This is a genomic window from Rhodococcus sp. 1R11, assembly GCF_004563845.1.
Lineage (GTDB): Bacteria > Actinomycetota > Actinomycetes > Mycobacteriales > Mycobacteriaceae > Rhodococcoides.
In genome coordinates, this window is the sequence record NZ_SPNG01000012.1 from 131,419 (window position 1) to 153,234 (window position 21,816).

The window sequence follows — 21,816 nt, forward strand, 5'->3', positions numbered from 1 at the left end:
GTGCACGTGGATCGATCAGGAGGAAAAGTTAGATGGCGGTTGGACGTCGACGCGAGGCAGCATTGACGGTCGAGGACCTTCCGCGCTTGGTTCGGAGCGTCGCTGCGGTCGAACCGGACCGCGTGGCGCTCGCGCACCTCGGCACGGAGTTGACCTACGCCCGGTTGGACGAGGAGATCACCACCCTCGACACGGCCATGGGTGGGGTTCTCGGCCCGGACGCGCTGGTTCCGGTCGTGCTGTCCAACACCGTTCCCGGCCTCATCGAGGCCACCGACGGTGGTCTCGACGCCGTGGTCTCGTCGGTGGTGTCCGATGCCGCGACGGTTCTCGGTGACGACGACTCGGCGTCGAGCCCGGCCGAACCAGAAGCGACCACCCTCTACACCCTGTTCGCCGATCAGGCCGAGCGGACACCGGACGCGCCCGCGCTCGTGTTCGGCGACGTGACTCGGACCTACGGCCAGTTCGCAGAGTCGGTCGAACGCCTCGCCCGGGTTCTGATCGAGCGGGGAGTCGGCCCGGACTCGACGGTGGGGCTGTCGATCCGCCGCTCGTTCGATCTGCTGGTGGGTATGTACGCCATCTCGGCAGCCGGTGGTGCCTACGTTCCGTTGGACCCCGAGCACCCGGTGGATCGGCTCGCCTACGTCCTCGATACCGCGCGACCGGTTCTGGTGCTGACGACATCGGAGGACCTGCCGCAGTTGCCGGACGGCACGCAGACTCTGCTCGTCGATGCCGTCGACGTCACCGGCGTGACTGCAGGGCGCATCACCGATGCGGACCGGCTCGGCACCCTCGGCGAGGACGACCTCGCGTACGTCATCTTCACGTCCGGTTCGACCGGGCGTCCGAAGGGCGTGGCGGTGGGCCACCGCGCGATCGTCGCCAACATTTCCTGGCGGCAGCGGGAATACACGATGACCTCGGCCGACGTCGTCTTGCAGAAGACGCCGTTCACGTTCGACGTGTCGGTCTGGGAGTTCTTCTGGCCGTTACAGATCGGCGCGACACTGGTGATCGCCGAGCCCGACGGGCACCGCGACCCCGCCTACCTCGCCCGCGTGATCGCCGAGCACGGCGTGACGGTGACCCACTTCGTACCGTCGATGCTGTCGGTTTACGTTGCCGAACCCGCTGCCGCACAGGCCGATTCGCTTCGCATGGTGTTCGCCTCCGGTGAGGCGCTGCCGGCGCGCACCGTCAACGCGTTCCACGCGATCTCCGACGCCGAGTTGCACAACCTGTACGGTCCCACCGAAGCAGCCGTCGACGTCACGTACTACCGAACGCAGCAGGTGGAGGACGGCTCGGTGCCGATCGGCGCTGCCGTCGACGACACCGACCTCTACGTGCTCGACGAGGGTCTGCGGCGCTCACCCCGGGGAGTCGAGGGAGAGCTCTATCTCGCGGGCGTGCAGCTCGCTCGCGGATACCTCGGACGCACGGACCTGACGTCCGATCGATTCGTCGCCGACCCGTTCGGTGAGCCGGGGGACCGGATGTACCGCACCGGCGACCTGGTGCGCCGACGCGCCGACGGCCTGATCGAGTACATCGGCCGCACCGACTTCCAGGTCAAACTGCGTGGCCTCCGTATCGAACTCGGCGAGATCGAACAAGCGCTGCTCGCCGAGCCGCAGGTGACCCAGGCCGCGGTGCTCGTTCACGCCGACCGATCGCAGGCCCAGTTGGGTGAGCAGCTCGTCGGCTATGTCGTGAGCGCCGAGCCCGATATCGATCACGACGGCCTCGCGGATGCGGTGCGACGGCGCATGCCCGAGTACATGGTGCCGTCGGTGTTCGTCGTGCTGGACGAATTCCCGCTGAACGCCAGCGGCAAGCTGGACCGAAAGGCCTTGCCTGCGCCCGATTTCGCCTCGCTCGTACGCGAATACCGTGCCCCGGGCACCGACACCGAAACGGCCCTGGTGGCAATTTTCGAGACTGTCCTCGGGATGGACCGTATCGGCGTGGACGACGACTTCTTCGTCCTGGGCGGAAACTCGCTCAATGCCACCCGCGTGATTGCGCGAGTCAATGCGGAGCTGGGCACAGCGGTGGATGTGCGGTCGTTCTTCGACGCACCGACCGTCGCCGAACTCGCCGCGGCCGTCGATGCCGCAGGCTCGACGCACGCGCGACCTCCGTTGGTGGCGCAGCAGCGGCCCGAACGTGTGCCACTGTCGCTGGCCCAGCAACGGATGTGGTTTCTCAACCGATTCGAGCCGGACTCGGCTGTCAACAACATCCCGGTCGCCATCGCGCTGAGCGGCGAACTCGATTTTACCGCCCTGCAGGCGGCCTTGATCGACGTATTGGACCGGCACGAGTCGCTGCGGACGGTCTACCCCGATCACGACGGCATCGGTTTCCAGCAAGTACTCGAATCCGATGCGGCGGCAGTGGAATTGGAGCGCGCGACGGCCACCGATGCCGACGTCCCCGCCGTGCTGCTGGAGTTCGCGCTCAGGCCCTTCGATCTGGCGGTACAGCTGCCCTTCCGGGCGGTGCTTCTCGAGACGGCCGAGACCGAGCACGTGCTCGCGTTCGTGGTGCACCACATCGCGGCCGACGGATTCTCGATGGGCCCGCTGACCCGCGACGTGGTGGCCGCATACGTGGCGCGCACCAACGGGCAGCAACCACAGTGGACTCCGCTCGAGGTGCAGTACGCCGACTTCACGCTGTGGCAGAGGGCTGTCCTCGGCAGCGAGGACGATCCAGAATCTCTGATCTCGGCGCAGGAGAACTACTGGCGGCACCAACTCGGCGGCGCACCCGACCAGTTGGAGCTACCCACCGACCGTCCCCGCCCGGCGGTCGCCACGACCAACGGCGGCACGCACACGTTCGAGATCGACGGCGAACTGGTCCGCGCGCTGGAAAAGCTCGGAAGAGAGCACAACGCAACGACGTTCATGGTCGTGCACGCCGCGCTGGCCGTGTTGTTGGCCAAGCTCGCGGCCGCCGACGACATCAGTATCGGTACGCCGGTCGCCGGCCGTGGAGACGCGGCACTCGACGACGTCGTCGGCATGTTCGTCAACACGCTGGTGCTGCGCACCGGAGTCGATCCACGGACGTCGTTCGACGATCTGCTGCGCGAGATCCGGGAGGTGGACCTCGCTGCGTTCTCGCACGCCGACGTGCCCTTCGAGCGTCTGGTGGACGTGTTGACCCCGGTGCGCTCGCAGGCACGCCACCCGCTGTTCCAGGTGATGCTGACGTTCCAGAACCTGGATCGAACCTCGGTCGAACTCCCCGGCCTGACCATCGCAGCGGTCGACTACGAGGCAGACCTGGCAAAGTTCGATCTACAAGTGACGCTGTGGGATTCGGCACCGGCCGGCTCCGAGCCCGCGGGCCTGACCGTCGCCCTGACCTATGCTGCGGACCTCTTCGACAAATCGACGATGGACCGGTTCGGGGAGCGGTTCGTCCGTGTACTTCGTGCGATCACTGCAGCGCCCGCCGCAGCCGTCGGAGAGATCGACCTGCTCGACTCGGGCGAGCGGGAGTCGGTGCTGGCGTTCGGTTCGGGTCCGGCACACGAGATGACCGGCGGAACAACGTTGGTGGGGCAGTTCGATGCTCGCGTCGAGCAGACCCCGGACGTGCAGGCCCTGGTGTTCGAGGATGTTCGGCTGACATACGCCGAGCTCGATGCGCGCGCGAACCGCCTGGCGCGGTACCTGTTGTCGGTGGGCGTCGGGACCGATTCGACGGTCGGCCTCGCGGTCGGTCGCAGTATCGAGTTGTTGGTCGGTATGTACGCGATCGTCAAGGCGGGTGCCGCGTACGTACCTATCGACCCGGGTCAGCCGTCGGAGCGCAACGAGTACATCGTGAGTACCGCGTCGCCGGTACGGGTGCTCTCGAGCACCCGAGACCACGTCGAGTTCTCGGGTGTGGAGACGGTGGACATCGACACCGTCGACGTGTCGGAATACTCGTCGGCACCGGTGACCGATGCGGAGCGGTCGGCGCCGCTGCGGCCGGACAACCTTGCATACGTCATCTTCACCTCCGGGTCGACGGGACGGCCGAAGGGCGTCGGCGTATCGCACGCGTCGATCGTCAACCGGATGTCGTGGATGCAGCACGAGTACCCCCTCGGTCCGCAGGACGTGGTGTTGCAGAAGACGCCGGCTACGTTCGACGTGTCGGTGTGGGAGTTCTTCTGGGCCTTCCAGGTCGGCGCATCGGTGGTCGTCGCGGTTCCCGAGGGTCATCGGGATCCGTCGTACCTGCTCGATGTCATCGCACGCGAACATGTCTCGGTAGTTCACTTCGTGCCGTCGATGATGTCGGTGTTCACACCGGAGGCGCTGCGTAGGCCCGACGCGGGAGCGTCGCTGCGTACGGTGTTCGCCTCGGGGGAGGCGCTTGCGCCTGCTACTGCACATTCGCTGCGCCGCGCGCTGCCGCAGGTGTCGGTGCACAACCTGTACGGCCCGACCGAAGCTGCTGTCGACGTGACCTATCATGCGGTCTCCGACGCGGACACAGTCGTGGTGCCGATCGGTTCACCGGTGTGGAACACCGATGTGCGCGTTCTCGATTCGTCCTTGCGGCCGGTTCCGGTCGGGGTGTCGGGAGAGCTCTATCTGTCGGGTGTTCAGCTCGCCAGGGGATACGTGAGCCGACCCGATCTGACCGCGGATCGCTTCGTTGCCGATCCGTTCGCGGTCGACGGTGCGCGGATGTACCGAACCGGCGACGTGGTGCGGTGGCTGCCCGCCGGTGAAGTGGAGTACGTGGGCCGGTCCGACTTCCAGGTGAAGTTGCGTGGTCTCCGTATCGAACTCGGCGAAATCGAATCGGCTCTGTTGGACCTTCCCGAGATCGCTCAGGCCGTGGTTCTCGTGCGACGGGAACAACTGGTCGCCTACGTCGTTCCCACCCAAGGCCCGGTCGATGTGGACCGGGTACGCACCGCGCTACGCGGACGTCTGGCCGAGTACATGGTGCCGTCCACCGTCGTGGAATTGGCCGAGTTCCCGCTCGGCGGAAGTGGCAAGCTCGATCGAAAAGCGCTGCCCGATCCGGAATTCGAGGCAACGCCCTACCGAGCGCCGTCCGATCCGGTCGAAGAGATCGTCGCGAACGTGTTCGGCGCGGTCCTCGGACTCGACCGAGTCGGTGTGGACGACGACTTCTTCGCGCTCGGCGGTAACTCGCTCGTCGCCACTCAGGTCGCCGCACGACTCGGTGCCGAACTGGGCACGACGGTGCCCGTCCGAACGATGTTCGAGGCAGGCACGGTGGCAGCCTTGGCTGCTGCGTTGGAAAGCCACGTCGGCCACGGAGTCTCCGCGCCTCTGGTGCCGCAGGAACGCCCCGAACGAATTCCGCTCTCGCTCGCCCAGCAGCGGATGTGGTTCCTCAACCGATTCGAGCCCGAATCGGCGGTCAACAACATCCCCGTGGCGATCCGGCTCACCGGAGCACTCGACACTGCGGCCCTGAACGCGGCCGTCATCGACGTTCTCGACCGGCACGAAGCACTCCGCACCGTCTACCCGAGTGTGGACGGGGCGGGGCATCAGGTGATCCTGCCTGCCGAATCGGTGGCACCGGACCTGACGCCCACCACACCGTCCGCCGACGGTGCGGTGGCCGACCTGATCGCCTTCGCCTCCGAAGGATTCGACGTCACCCAGTCGATTCCTCTGCGCGCCAAATTGTTCCAGGTGAACCACGACGAGTACGTGCTGGTCGTCGTGGTTCACCACATCAGCGCAGACGGGTGGTCCATGGGGCCGCTGACCCGCGACGTGATGACGGCTTACCTCGCTCGTGTGGCCGGCGACGCTCCGCAGTGGACGCCGCTGGCGGTTCAGTACGCCGACTTCGCGCTGTGGCAGCGCGCCGTGCTCGGCGACGACTCGGATCCGAGCAGCCTGATGGCAGCACAGGCGAACTACTGGCGTTCGGCCCTGGCGGACCTGCCCAGTGAGCTGACCCTGCCGTACGACCGACCGCGTCCTGCGGTCCAGTCGTACTCGGGCGGGCGGTTCCAGTTCGACATCGATGCGGATCTGCGTGCGTCGCTCGACGATCTGGCCCGGTCGACCGGAACCACCCTCTTCATGGTGCTCCACGGTGCTCTCGCGCTGTTCCTGGCTCGCATGTCCACCTCGGACGACGTTGCGGTGGGTACCGCCGTCGCAGGCCGCGGCGAGGCCGTCCTGGACGACGTGATCGGTATGTTCGTCAACACCCTGGTGCTCCGGACCTCGGTCGATCGAAGCAAGGGATTCACCGACCTCCTCGGCCACGTCCGGGACGTCGACCTCGATGCATTCGCACACGCGGACATCCCCTTCGAGCGGCTCGTCGATCTGCTCGAACCCGAGCGCACGACGGCCAGACACCCGCTGTTCCAAGTCGCGATCGCGTTCGAGAACCTGCCGCCGAGCGAATTCCACCTACCCGATCTGACGGTCTCGGCGGTCGACGTCGAGGTCGACACCGCCAAGTTCGACCTGTCGCTGACGCTGCACGAGAAGTCCGACGGCACCGGTCTGTCCGCCGGTTTCCTCTACGCGCGAGACCTGTTCGACGAGAAGACGGTCGAGGTGTTCTCGCGGCGTTTCCGTTGGCTGCTGGAAGCGATCGTGGCGACGCCGAACACCCCGGTGGGCGATCTGTCCATCCTGTACGACGACGAGTTCGACCGGCTCACCCACGTCCACGGTGACGACGTGTTGGCCGGCGGCACTCTGGCCGAGATCTTCGCTGCCGGAGCCGCACTCGACCCGTCGGCGACCGCGATACGCTACGAGGGGCGCTCGATCTCGTACGCCGAACTCGATGCGACGTCCTCGCAGCTCGCCCGGGTACTCATCGAGCGCGGGGCCGGCCCCGAATCCGTTGTGGCTCTGGGATTCCAGCGCTCCTACTTCATGGTGCTCGCGGTCTGGGCAGTGGCGAAATCGGGGGCTGCGCACCTACCCGTCGACCCGACGTATCCGCAGGATCGCATCGCCCACATGGTCTCGGACTCCGAGGCCGTACTGGGCCTGACCACCCGGGCGCACTCGGCTCGGCTCCCCGGCGGACAGCAGGATCTGGTGTGGCTGAGCGTGGACGACGAGGAGTTCGTGGCCGAGGTTCGCACCCGCTCGGCCGAGCCGGTCACCGACGCGGACCGCCTGCGACCCGTCACGTTCCAGAATCCGGCCTACGTCATCTACACCTCGGGCTCGACGGGCAAGCCGAAGGGTGTCGTCGTCACGCACGCCGGACTCGGCGGCGTCCTCGACGCAGCAACCGATCTCTATCACCTGAAACCGGCCTCGAGGTTCCTGCACGTCTGCTCGCCCAACTTCGATCCGTCGGTTCTGGAGTGGATGGCGGCATTCTCGGTCGGCGCGACGTTGGTCGTCGTACCGGCATCGATTCTCGGTGGCACCGAATTGGCCGAACTGCTGAAGGTGGAGAGGGTCACTCATACGATCATCACGCCTGCAGTACTCGGCACGATGGATCCCCACGGGATCGATTCGCTCGAGGTCCTCTCGGTGGGCGGCGACGTGACCACTCCCGAACTGCTGGCCCGATGGGCAGGGGATCGGAAGTACTTCAACGGGTACGGCCCGACCGAGACCACGATCATCTCCAGCTTCGCCGAGTTGACGCCCGGCGAGCCGATCACCATCGGTCGACCGATTCACGGCATGTCCGTGCTCATCCTCGATTCCCGACTCGAACCGGTTCCGACCGGTGTCGCGGGTGACCTGTATCTGTCGGGCGGTGCGCTCGCTCGCGGCTATCTCGGTCGGCCCGGTCTGTCTTCCGAGCGCTTCGTGGCCAACCCGTACGGCGTCGACGGCGCACGGATGTACCGCACCGGCGACGTCGTGCGATGGACGGACGAGCTGCAGCTGCAGTTCGTCGGCCGCACCGACTTCCAAGTCAAGGTGCGCGGCTTCCGTATCGAGCTCGGTGAGATCGACTCCGCGCTCACCGCTGTTCCCGAGGTCGACTTCGCCGTCACACTCGGTCACGAGCTGCCGTCGGGCGTCACCACCCTCGTGTCCTACGTGCTGCCGACGCGCGGTTCCGTCGTCGACGTCGACGAGTTGACCGCTTTTGTCGGAAAATCATTGCCCGCGTACATGATTCCGTCGTCCATCATCGTTCTCGACACCGTTCCACTGACCCCGGTGGGCAAGTTGGATCGCGCCGCGCTTCCCGCACCCGTGTTCGAGGCTCGTGAATTCCGAGCACCCACCACCGCGGTCGAAGAGATCGTTGCCGGAGTGTTCGCCGACGTCCTGCACATCGATCGAGTGGGGCTGGACGACGACTTCTTCGCCCTGGGCGGTAACTCGTTGATCGCCACCCAGGTGGTCTCGCGCCTCGGCGCGGCACTGGACACGGTGGTGCCGGTGCGGGCGCTGTTCGAGAGCTCGACCGTGGCCGCACTGGTGGCGCACGTGGAGAGCGCTGTCGGCTCGGGCGGGCGAGCCGCACTCGTGGCGGGTCCGCGTCCGGAGCACCCGCCGCTTTCGCCGGCGCAACAGCGGTACTGGTTCCTCAACCAGTTCGACACGACGTCGTCGGTGGACAACATTCCGTTCGCCGTGCGGTTGTCGGGTGAGCTCGACGTTGCTGCGCTGCAGTCGGCGGTACGCGACGTCGTCGAACGCCACGAGTCTCTGCGTACCCGGTACCCGGACTCGGCACAGGGCCCGTTCCAGCAGGTGTTGCCGGCGTCCGAGGTACCGATGGACCTCGGCGTCCTCGACGTGGTCGGTGCGAACGTCGTTGCCGCCGTGACCGAGTTCTTCGCGCGTGGCTTCGACGTCACCGCCGAGGTACCGGTCGATGCGCGAGTGTTCCGCGTCGACGAGAACGAGCATGTCTTGGCCTTCGTCGTACACCACGTGTCGGCCGACGGCGCGTCGATGGGCCCGCTGGCCGTCGACGTCATGACCGCATACACCGCGAGATCTGCAGGGACGGCTCCGGACTGGGAGCCGCTCGAGGTGCAGTACGTCGACTTCGCGCTATGGCAGCGCGCCGTGCTCGGTACCGAATCGGATCCCGATTCGGTTGCAGCGCAGCAGGTGTCGTTCTGGAAGGATGCGCTCGCCGAGCTGCCGGATCAACTGGTACTCCCCACCGATCGCCCGCGCCCGCCGGCGCAGAGTTTCCGCGGCGACGCCGTGCGGTTCACCGTCGACGCCGGCACGCACGCCGCTCTCGCCGAGCTCGGACGTACCGAGCAGGCAACGTTGTTCATGGTGGTGCACTCGGCATTCGCGGTGTTGCTGGCACGCTTGTCCGGTTCCGAGGACATCGCCGTCGGAACGCCCATCGCCGGCCGAGGTGAACGGGCACTCGATTCGATGATCGGTATGTTCGTCAACACCCTGGTCTTCCGGTCGACCGTCGAATCGTCGATGACCTTCCGCCAGTTGCTCGCTCAGGCCCGTGAGCGGGACCTGGCCGCGTTCGCGCACTCCGACGTTCCGTTCGAGCGTCTCGTCGAGGTGCTGAACCCGGTGCGTTCGACGGCACGCAACCCGCTGTTCCAGGTAGGCCTGTCCTTCCAGAACCTCGCCGAGTCGACGTTCGAGCTGCCGGGTCTGACGGTGAGTGCCGTCGAGCCGGATGCTGTGACGGCCAAGACCGATCTGCAACTGTCCATCTCGGATCGTTACGACCCGGATGGCTCGCCTGCGGAACTGTCGGCCGAATTCAGTTACGCCACCGATCTTTTCGATCGCGCCACGGTCGAAACGTTTGCCGACCGGTTCGTTCGCATCCTCGCCGAAGTGGCCCAGGATCCCTCGGCCGTCATCGGCGATCTCGCTCTGCTCTCGCCCGAGGAGCACACCCGGATCGTGCGCACCTGGAACGACACCGATCACGATGTCGATGCGTCGCAGACCCTGGTATCGCTGTTCGACCGACAGGTGCAGGCGCAGCCCGACGCGATCGCGGTGGTCCATGCGGGAGAATCGCTGTCGTACGCCGAGTTCGATCGTCGAATCAACCGGTTGGCTCGCGTCCTGATCGGTGCCGGCGTCGGCCCGCAGGTGACGGTGGCCCTGGCGATCAGGCGCTCGGTGGATCTGCTCGTCGCGATGTACGCCGTCGCCAAGGCCGGCGGAGCGTACGTACCCATCGACCCGGATCAGCCGGCGGACCGCAACGCCTACATTCTCGAGGTAGCCGCTCCCGCTCTGGTGTTGAGCACTGCGCGTGACGATGTCGACTTCGAGTCGATTCCGGTTCTGCTCGTCGACACCGATCCCCGACTGCTGGGTGCAGAGGTCTCGGACGCGCCCGTCACCGACAGCGAGCGCACCTCGCCGCTGCGGCCCGCGAACACCGCGTACGTCATCTTCACGTCCGGATCCACCGGCCGTCCCAAAGGCGTCGCGGTCGGTCATGCCGCCATCGTCAACCAGCTGCTGTGGCAGAGCGCCCATTACGGGCTGGGCAGCACGGACCGGGTACTGCTCAAGACTGCCGCCACTTTCGATCTGTCCGTGTGGGAGTTCTGGGTCGCCACCGTCTCCGGTGGTGCGATCGTGGTCGCCGACGCCGAGGGCCATCGCGATCCCGCCTACCTCGTCGATCTGATGAACCGGGAATCGGTGACGACACTGCACACCGTGCCGTCCGTGCTCGACGCGTTGGTCACGGCTTCGGCGGGAGCTCTGCCCGAACATCTGACGCGGATTCTGGCGATCGGCGAAGCACTGCCGGTCGCCACGGCCGAGCGCACGCTGCGCAGTTCTGCTGCGCGACTGGACAACTTGTACGGACCGACCGAGGCAGCGGTCTCGGTGACCGCGCATCGGGTGACGACCGTCGACGGCACGGCCGTCCCCATCGGCGCGCCCGAGTGGAACACCCGTGTCTACGTGTTGGACTCGCGTCTGACTCCCGTTCCGGTCGGCGTTGCAGGCGAGCTCTATCTCGCGGGTGCGCAGCTGGCCGACGGGTACTTCGCGCGGCCGGATCTGAGCGCCGAGCGTTTCGTCGCGGACCCGTTCACCCCCGGCGGCCGCCTGTACCGGACCGGTGACCTCGTGTCCTGGCGCGCCCACGGCGAACTGGAGTACGTCGGGCGCACCGACTTCCAGGTGAAGATTCGCGGTTTCCGTATCGAACTCGGCGACATCGATGCCGCTCTCGGATCGCTCGACGAGATTCGCGACGTCGCCGTGATCGCTCTCGCGGACACGGGATCAGGCGCGCGGCTCGTGGCCTACCTCGTGCCCGCCGATGGGGTGACGCTGGATCAGGACGTCATCCGTCGTGCACTCGCCGAACGTCTGCCGTCGTACATGATCCCGGCTGCCTTCGTCGTGCTCGAGGCTCTTCCTCGAGGCGTCAACGGCAAGCTGGATCGACAGGCGCTCCCCGAACCGCAGTTCGAGACTGCCGAATTCCGCGCGCCGACCAATCCTGTGGAAGAGGCCGTCGCGGCGGTGTTCGCCGAGGTGCTCGCTGTCGAGCGCGTGGGTCTGGACGACGACTTCTTCGCGCTCGGCGGTAACTCGCTCATCGCTACCCAGGTGGTCTCCCGGCTGGGGGCGGCGCTCGATACTCAGGTGCCGGTCCGCTCGATCTTCGAGTCTCCGACGGTGCAGTCGCTCGCACGTGCGATCGAGTCCGAGGTGGGTACCGGTGCGCGCCGGGCACTGACGGCTCGGACGCGACCGGACTCGGTGCCGCTGTCGATGGCCCAGCAGCGCATGTGGTTCCTGAGCCAATTCGATCCGACCTCCGCCGTGAACAACATCCCGGTCGCTATTCGGTTGTCCGGCAGTGTCGATGTCGATGCACTCACCAACGCCGTGTACGACGTGCTGGCACGGCACGAGATTCTGCGCACCGTGTACCCGGAGGTCGACGGACGAGGCCATCAGGTGGTGCTCGGTACCGCGGAGGCCGGCGTGACGGTTGTCGTCGACGACGTCGACGAGAATTCGATCGAGCAGGCGCTGCGCGACTTCGTGTCCGCGGGTTTCGACGTGACCCGAGCTGTTCCGGTCCGAATCCGGATCCTGCGGGTCAGCGAGACCGAGCACGTACTGGCCTTCGTCGCCCACCACATCGCCGCGGACGGGTTCTCGATGGGACCCCTGACGCGCGACGTCATGGTGGCCTACACCGCCCGTGCCGCGGGGGAGAACCCGCAGTGGGCACCACTTCCGGTGCAGTACGCGGACTACGCGTTGTGGCAACGCGAGGTACTCGGTTCCGAGGACGACCCCGATTCGCCGTTGGCGAAGCAGCTCGCCTACTGGACGACGGCTCTGGCCGGTGCCCCGGCACAGCTCGATCTCGCGACCGACCAACCGCGTCCGGCGGTGGCGTCGTATCGCGGTGCGGCATACAACTTCTCGATCGACGAGGCTCTGCAGTCGAACATCGCTCGGGCTGCCCGCGCCAACAACGCCACGAACTTCATGGTGGTCCACACCGCGCTCGCGGTGCTCCTCGGCGCGATGGCGGGTACCGACGACGTGACGATCGGAACCCCGGTCGCCGGCCGCGGTGACGCCGATCTGGACGAGCTCGTCGGCATGTTCGTCAACACGCTCGCCCTGCGTACCGCGGTGCACCCCGCGGCAACGTTGCGCGAGCAACTCGCCGCAGTTCGCGAGGCCGACCTGGGGGCCTTCGGGCACGCCGACGTGCCGTTCGAGCGGCTCGTCGACGAGCTGGCCCCGGACCGCTCACAGGCTCGCCACCCGATCTTCCAGGTCATGCTGACGTTCCAGAACCTGAACCGCCAGACGTTGGCCCTGCCGGGGTTGAGTGTCGAGGGCATCGATCTGGGTAGCGCGTTCGCGAAATTCGACCTGCAGGTGACGCTGTGGGAGAACACGGACGACCACGGTGCTCCCGCCGGAATCGACGTGCAGTTCGACTACGCCACAGATCTTTTCGAAGAATCGAGCATGGCCTCCCTCGGGCGACGGCTCGTCCGGGTACTGCACGAGCTGACCGACGCACCGGACGGGATCGTCGGCGACGTCGACATCCTCGAGGAGGGCGAACGTACCCGCGTCCTCGAGGATTGGAACTCCACCGCGCACGAGGTGGATCCCGGCGCAACTCTGGTGTCGCTGTTCGAGACCCGAGTTGCCGACTCCCCGGACAACACCGCCACGAGCTTCCTCGACGACCGGGTGACGTACCGCGAATTCTCCGAACGGGTCAACGCGCTCGCGCGTCTGCTCATCGCCGAGGGAGTCGGCCCGGAAACTGTGGTGGCGACGGCCATGCGCCGCTCCATCGACATGCTGACGGGTATCTACGCCGTGCTCGCCGCCGGTGGTGCCTACGTTCCGGTCGACCCGGATCTACCGGCAGAACGAATCGGCTACATCCTGGACACGGCGGCACCGGTGGTGCTGCTCACGACCGCGCGCGACGGTACAGATCTCGTGACCGACGCCGCCAGAATCCTGGTCGACACCGTCGACACGACAGGTCTGTCCACGGCACCGGTGACCGATGCCGAGCGAACCGCACCGCTGCGACCGGCGGACACCGCGTACGTCATCTTCACCTCCGGCTCCACCGGTCGCCCCAAAGGCGTTGCGGTCAGCCACGAGGCCATCGTCAACCGTCTGCTGTGGATGCAGGCCGAATACCGTCTCACCGAGCAGGACACGGTGTTGCAGAAGACGCCGGTCACGTTCGACGTGTCGGTGTGGGAGCTGTTCTGGCCGTTGCAGATCGGTGCCGAACTCGTCATCGCAGTGCCCGACGGCCATCGAGATCCGGCATATCTGGTGAGCACCGTTGCCGAACGTGGCGTCACGGTCGCGCACTTCGTCCCGTCGTTGTTGGCCGTGTTCGCCGCTGCGGACGGTGTCTCGAACTGCACCGGCCTGCGCGCGGTGTTCGCCTCCGGTGAGGCACTGCCCGCATCGGTGGCGGGCGCGCTGCGCACTGCTCTGCCCGCAACCGAGCTGCACAACCTCTACGGCCCGACCGAGGCCGCTGTCGACGTCACGTATCACCATGTTCTGCCGTCGGACACCGTGTCGGTTCCCATCGGTGCACCGGTGTGGAACACGAGGGTGACCGTGCTCGACGCGCGCCTGCACCCCGTTCCCGTCGGGGTGCCCGGAGAGCTGTATCTCGCGGGGCGTCAACTGGCCCGCGGATACCTCGGCCGCCCGGACCTGACCGCCGACCGGTTCGTCGCCGATCCGCACGGCGCAGCCGGCTCGCGGATGTATCGCACCGGAGACCTGGTGCGCTGGAGGCGAGACGGCGAACTCGAGTACCTCGGCCGCACGGACTTCCAGGTCAAACTCCGAGGCCTGCGGATCGAACTCGGCGAGATCGAAGCCGCGCTGACCGCAGACCCGTCGGTCGATCAGGCCGTGGTTCTCGTGCGCCGGACGCCGTCGGCAGGCGAACTTCTGGTCGGGTACGTCGTTCCCGCTGCCGGGGAGACCATCGACACCGCAGCGGTCACTGCGTCGGTCGCCACTCTGGTTCCGGAGTACATGGTTCCGGCCGGGCTCATCGTGCTCGATGCCCTCCCGCTCGGGCCGAACGGCAAGCTGGACCGCAGAGCGCTTCCCGAACCCGAATTCGGCAGCGATGCCGAATTCCGTACGGCGACAACCGACACCGAGCGCATCATCGCCGACGTGTTCGCCGACGTCCTGGGCCTCGAGACGGTGGGCGTCGACGACTCCTTCTTCGCTCTCGGTGGCGACAGCATCGTGTCCATTCAGTTGGTCTCGCGCGCCAAGGCCAGGGGAATTCAGTTCGGACCGCGGGATGTGTTCGAGCGCAAGACCGTTGCCGGTCTCGCCGAGGTCGCCGTGATCGTCGGTGAGGGCAATGACGCGGTCGTGCTCGAGGAACTCGACGGCGGCGGAGTCGGTTGGATGCCGCTACCCCCGTTCGGTGTGGCGATGATCGAACGCGGCGGCGGGTGGTCACGCTTCCACCAGGCCGTCACCTTGGAGTTGCCGATCGGTATCGACCGAGCCGGAATTCTCGCCACGGTGACTGCAGTGGTCGATCGACACGACGTGCTGCGGTCCACCCTCGTGCACGACGACCGCGGCTGGGGCCTCGATGTTGCGGGCACCGGTGCCGTCGACGTGGATGCGTTGCTCACCCGCGCCGATACCGATTCGGCTGCAACGGTATTCGACGATGCAGTCGGAACGCTCGACCCCACGACCGGTCGCATGCTCGCCCTCGTCTGGGTCGATCGAGGACCCGAGGAAGCGGGCACGCTGACCGTCGCGGCGCACCACCTCGTGACCGACGGAGTGTCGTGGCGAATCCTGGTCCCCGACCTCGTCTCCGCCTGGGCTCAGGTGTCCGGGGGAGTGACCCCGAGCCTCCCCGAGGTCGGAACCTCGATGCGGCGTTGGACCCATGCACTGGTCGACGCGGCAGCGAGCGAGGCGCGGCTGGCCGAGTTGCCGCTGTGGCGCTCGATCGCAGACACCGAGGATCCCGTGCTGGGCGACCGCCCCTTCGATCCCGCAGTCGACGTCGTGGCGACGCTCGAACGGGTGAACATCGAACTGGCACCCGACGTCACGCGCACCCTTCTGACCACCGTTCCGGAGATCTTCCGCGGTGGTGTGGGCGACGGGTTGCTGGCCGGGCTCGCCTTGGCCGTCACCAGACTGCGGTCCGAGCGCGGCATCACCGCACCGGCAACACTGGTGCAGCTCGAAGGCCACGGCCGCGAGGAAGCGGTGGTTCACGGAGCTGATCTGGGACGGACCGTCGGCTGGCTGACGAGCCTGTTCCCCGTTCGCCTCGACCTGACCGGGATCGACGTCGACGCTGCGTTCGCGGGAGGGTCGCAGCTCGGCGATGCAGTCAAGGCAGTCAAGGAGCAGATGCTGGCGCTGCCCGATCGAGGCATGGGCTGGGGACTGCTCCGGTACCTGAACTCGGAGACCGCTGCGGAACTGGCCGAACTCGGCACCGGACAGATCAGCTTCAACTACCTGGGCCGGGTCGACGCCGGCGAGGTCCCGGACGAGATGAAGTCGCTCGGCTGGTTGCCGGCCGCCGACGGTGAGCTCTCCGCGCCCGGTGACGCCGACATGGCCGCGAACAAGACCGTCGACATCAACGCGATCGTGCTCGACACCGACGAGGGCGGGGTCCTGAGCGCCGGCTTCGCGTTCCCGACCGGAGCCGTGTCCGCGGACACGGTCGAGCGTCTCGCCGGGCTGTGGTCCGAGGCGTTGACGGCGCTGGCCGCGTACGCCGAGGCACCCGGCTCGGGTGGCTTGACCCCGTCGGACGTGCCTCTGGTGGCCCTGTCGCAGGCCGACATCGCGTCCTTCGAGGCGCGATACCCACAGCTGACCGACATCTGGTCGCTGTCACCGTTGCAGCAGGGGTTGCTCTTCCACGCGTTGTTCGCCGATGCGTCGATCGACGTCTACACCATGCAGGTCGTACTCGACCTGGCCGGCGAGGTGGACGCCGAACGGTTGCATCACGCTGCCCAGACACTGCTGGACCGGTACGACAATCTGCGTACCTCGTTCACCGCGACCGCGGACGGTGAGACGGTGCAGATCGTCCATCGGAACGTCGTCCTGCCCTGGACGACGATGGACCTGTCGCACCTCGACGAGCCGGAGCGGGGCACTGCCGTCGCCGAAGCCCTGGCCGCGGAGCAGCGACGACAGTTCGACGTCTCCACCGCACCGCTGCTGCGTTTCGTCCTGGTACGGATCACCCCGACCACGTACAAGCTCGCAATGACCAACCATCACGTGCTCCTCGACGGCTGGTCGCTGCCGCTGGTGATGAAGGAACTGTTGTACCTGTACGCCGCTCGGGGCTCCACGGCGTCGATGCCGAGGGTTCGCTCGTACCGCTCGTACCTGACATGGCTGAATCAACAGGACCCGGCTGTGTCCCTCGGTGCGTGGACCACGGCGCTTGCCGGAGTCGAGGAACCGACGTTCGTCGCACCGCCGAGCGTCGGACGAGAGATCTCCTCACGCTCGGCCGAGACGGAGCGATTCGTCGACGCCGAGACCACCGCGGCGCTCGTTGCGCTCGGTGGCAGGCTCGGCGTCACCGTCAACACGCTGGTGCAATCGGCGTACGGCCTGCTGATCGCACACATCACCGGCCGCACCGACGTCGTGTTCGGTGCGACGGTCTCCGGACGTCCCGCTGCTCTTTCCGGCGTGGAGTCGATGATCGGGCTGTTCATCAACACCATCCCGGTGCGAGTTCGATTCGATCCCGCCGACACGGTGGAGAGCTACCTGGTCCGGATCCAGGGAGAACAAGCAGACCTGCTCGACCACCACCACATGGGACTCGTCGACATTCAACGGGCGATCGGAATGGGAAATCTGTTCGACACCCTCACCATCTTCGAGTCCTACCCGGTGGATGAAGCCGAATTGACGCAGCAGGCGGCAGCGATCGACGGAATGACCGTCGAGTCGGTGAGCTCGAACGACAACACCCACTACCCCCTGACGTTGTTGGTCGTGGCCGAGGAGCGAATCTCGTTCACGCTCAAGTACATCAGCGATCTGTTCGACGCTGCATACGTCGACTCGATCCTGTCCCGGCTCGTCGGTGTTCTCGAGACCTTCGTCTCCGACACCACGGCGGCGGTCGGCGATATCGATCTGCTCGGCTCGCACGAACGAAACCGCGTGATCGAGACCTGGAACGACACCGCGCACGAGATCGACGCAGGTGGCCGGTTGACGGCTCCGTTCGCGGCTCGGGTCGCGGCGAACCCGGACGCCACGGCCGTGATCTTCGAGGACACCGTCGTGACCTACGCGGAGTTCGCGGAGCGAGTCAATCCTCTTGCCCGACACCTGATTTCGCTCGGCGTCGGCCCGCAGTCCCTCGTCGCGCTCGGGATGAGGCGAGGCATCGATCTGATGGTGGGCATGTACGCCGTCCTCGAAGCCGGCGGCGCATACGTGCCCATCGATCCGGATCATCCGGCCGAGCGCATCGAATACATTCTCGACACCGCGGTGCCCGTCGCCGTTCTCTCGACCAGCCACGATCGGACCGGACTGCCGGAACGGTTCCCGATCCTCGAACTGGACACCCTCGATCTCGCCGCCTACTCCACCGACGCCGTGGCAGACGCAGACCGGTCGGCACCGGTACGCCCGGAGAACACCGCCTACGTCATCTTCACGTCCGGCTCGACCGGACGACCCAAGGGTGTCTCGGTGCCGCACCGCGCGATCGTCAACGAGATGGCCTGGATGATCGACCAGTACTCGCTCGACGAGAACGACGTCTACCTGCAGAAGACGGCAACGACGTTCGACGTGTCACTGTGGGGCTTCTTCCTGCCACTCCAGGTCGGCGCGAGCGTCGTCCTCGCCACCCCCGACGGCCACCGCGACCCGGCCTACGTCGCGGACCGGATCGCCCGGAACGGCGTCACCGTCACGGACTTCGTACCGTCGATGCTCACCGTGTTCGCGGCGTACGCCACCGCGGAGCAGTGCCGGTCCTTGCGACACGTCTACGTGGTGGGTGAGGCACTGCCACCGGAGACTGTGACGGACTTCCGAGCGATCACCTCTGCCGGGATCCACAACCTGTACGGCCCCACCGAGGCAGCAGTGACGGTGACCTATTGGGAGACGTCCACCGACGAGGGCGCGACCGTCCCCATCGGAGCGCCGGAATGGAACACCCAGGCCTACGTTCTGGACAGCAGGCTGCATCCGGTGGCCGCAGGTACCGCGGGTGAGCTGTATCTGGCCGGAACCCAGCTCGCCGACGGATACCTCGGGCGCGTCGACCTGACGATGGACCGCTTCGTCGCGAACCCGTTCTCGGCTGCCGGCGAGCGCATGTATCGCACCGGAGACCTCGTCCGATGGCGATCGGGCCCGGGCACCGCAGGAGTCCTGGAGTACATCGGGCGCACCGATTTCCAGGTCAAGTTCCGTGGCCAGCGGATCGAGCTCGGTGAGATCGAGACCGCAATGTTGGCCCACCCGGACGTCAACCAGGCCACGGCGGTAGTGACGACCACCGGTGCCGGCGACCAGCTCGTCGGATACGTGGTGCCTGCACCGGGTAGAACGCTGGACCCGGCCGCCGTACGCACCTTCGTCGGCGACGCGCTGCCGACGTACATGGTGCCGGCGGCGGTGATGGTGCTCGCCGAATTCCCGCTGAACACCAGCGGAAAGCTGGACCGAAAAGCACTGCCGGAGCCGGTGTTCGAGGTTCGTCGGTTCCGGGCTCCGGCGACTCCGGTCGAGGAGATCGTGGCGGAGATCTACGCCGAGCTGCTCGGCGTCCAGCGCGTCGGATCGGACGACGACTTCTTCGATCTCGGCGGCAATTCGCTGATCGCCACGCGAGTGGCGGCACGGGTGTCGGCTGCGCTCGGTAAGAAGGTCGGTGTCCGAGACCTGTTCGAGGCCTCGACGGTCTCGGCACTCGCCGCGCGCGCCGAATCACGCATCGACGACGCGAACGATGTGCCGCTGCGCCGCCGACCGGCCGGACAAATCGTGCCGTTGTCGCTCGCGCAACAGCGCATGTGGGTACTGAACCGACTCGACCCCGAGTCCGGTGCCTACAACATGCCGATGGCGCTCCGTCTGCGAGGCGAGCTGAATGTCGCGGCACTGCAGACCGCCGTGTCCAGCACCGTGGAGCGGCACGAAGCACTGCGCACGCGCTACCCGGAAGATACGAACGGTTCGCCGTATCAGGAGGTCGTCGACGCCGGATCGGTCGTACCCGATCTCACTCCGATCGATGCGCCCAACGACTCCGACACCGCCGAGCGGATTCGCGCACTCGTCTACGAGGGCTTCGACGTCACCGTCGCACCCCCCGTCCGGGGAGCACTGTTCCGCTTCGGTCCGGACGAGTACGTCTTCGTCATCGTCATGCACCACATCAGCGGAGACGGCGCATCGATGGCACCGCTGGCCCGAGACGTCATGACTGCTTACCTCGCTGCCGCGTCGGGAACCGACTACACACCCGAACCGCTGACGGTGCAGTACGCGGACTTCGCGGTCTGGCAGCGGCAGGTGCTGGGGTCGGACAGCGACCCCACATCGATCCTGTCGCAGCAGTTGTCCTTCTGGACGACCGAGCTCAGCGGGATCACCCCGGTCGTGTCGTTGCCGTGGGATCGGCCGCGAGCCGCCACCGCGAATCTGCGCGGAGCCAGTGTGAACGTCGAGCTGGACGAGTCGGTACACACCGGGCTGGCGGCGATCGCGCGCGAGAACAACGCGACTCTGTTCATGGTGTTGCACGCGGTACTAGGGGTGTTGTTGTCGCGGATGAGTGGCTCCCGCAGCTTCGCCGTCGGCACACCGATCGCCGGCCGCGGGCACGAGGCGCTCGACGGACTGGTCGGCATGTTCGTCAACACGCTGGCACTGCGTACCGACGTCGACCCCGATGCGACGTTCGCGGAGTTGCTGACCGCTCTACGCGAGACAGACCTCCGGGCCTTCGCGCATTCCGACGTACCGTTCGAGCGGGTCGTCGACACCATCGCGCCGGACCGGAACGCCCGGTACACCCCGCTGTTCCAGACGGTTCTGTCGGTGGAGCCCCACGGCGAGGCGCGCTTCGAACTGCCGAACCTGGTCGTCGAACCCGTCAGTGGCTTCGAACCGACGGCGAAATTCGACCTGCAGGTGACGGTGGAAACCCAGCACGCCGACGGCAACAGCGGTACCGGAACCCTGAACGTCGAATGGGTGTACGCCGCCGACCTGTTCGACGAGTCCACTGTGGCCTCACTTGCGGAACGATTCGCGCGCATCGCCGGTGCGGTGGCGGCGACACCTACGGTCGTCGTCGGGGACATCGACGTGCTCGACGCCGCCGAGCGGACGGCACTGACCGAGACCCCGCAGACCGCGGACGCCATCGCGGCACCGGCACGGTCGGACCTGACATTGCCTCAGGTACTCACCTCGACGGTGGACGCAGATCCCGACGCGCCCGCGTTGTCGTCGGACGGAGTCGAGACCACCTACCGTCAGCTCGACGAGCAGTCCTCGAGGATGGCTCGGGTACTGATCGAGCGCGGCGTCCGAACTGGAGTCGTCGTCGGAGTCACCGTCACCGACGCTGTTTCGGCCGTCGTGACGCAGTGGGCGGTGGCCAAGGCAGGCGGAGCCGTCGCCCCTTCGAACTCCTCCGACGTCATCGACCGGGCAGGCGCATCCGTCCTTGTCCTCGACGGTGACGACGTGCCGAGCTGGGCCGGGTCCGTCACGACCATCCACCTCGGGCATCCGGACGTCGTCGACGCCATTGCCGCGAGTTCCGGCCGGCCGGTGACGTATTCGGACAGAACGGACGTGCTGGGACCCGACAGTCCAGCGCTGGTCGTGGGCGACGACAGCACCGTGATCGATCACGGAACACTCGCGGCACTGGCGGCGAGCGCAGCGACGGACTGGTCGGTGGCCTACGATTCACGGCTTGCCGTTCCCACCCGGTTCGACACCGGTGCAGCAGTTCTGGCCGGTGTGGTCGCCGTGACGGCAGGTGCAGCCCTGGTGACCGATCGGGCGGAGTCCGCCGAGGACGCCGCCGACATCGTGTCCGCAGAATGGGTCACCCATGCGTTCCTCTCCGCAGCAGATGCCGCCGCGGTCGATCGCCTGCAACCCGAGGACATCGAAGACCTCGTTGCGATCGTGTCGGTCGACGGCGACGGTATCGAGATGAGCGGTGTCGACATACCGGTGCATCGTCTGCCCGGATCGATGGGAACCGCCGACCGATAGGGTGAAGCGAACTGCAACGCTCGCCGCGTCGTGGACG

Annotated in this window: 1 protein-coding gene; it reads left to right on the forward strand. The window is 66.8% G+C overall.

Annotated features, from left to right (window positions below; genetic code table 11):
* The first annotated feature begins 32 nt into the window (after positions 1-32).
* On the forward strand, positions 33-21,779 hold the full coding sequence (locus E4P29_RS20425; protein ID WP_135046970.1) for a non-ribosomal peptide synthase/polyketide synthase: 21,747 nt from the start codon (positions 33-35) through the stop codon (positions 21,777-21,779).
* Positions 21,780-21,816: the final 37 nt, after the last annotated feature.

Excerpts from the sequence above, each read along its gene's own strand:
- E4P29_RS20425 (WP_135046970.1), top strand. The coding sequence starts at position 33 with ATGGCGGTTGGACGTCGACGCGAGGCAGCATTGACGGTCGAGGACCTT.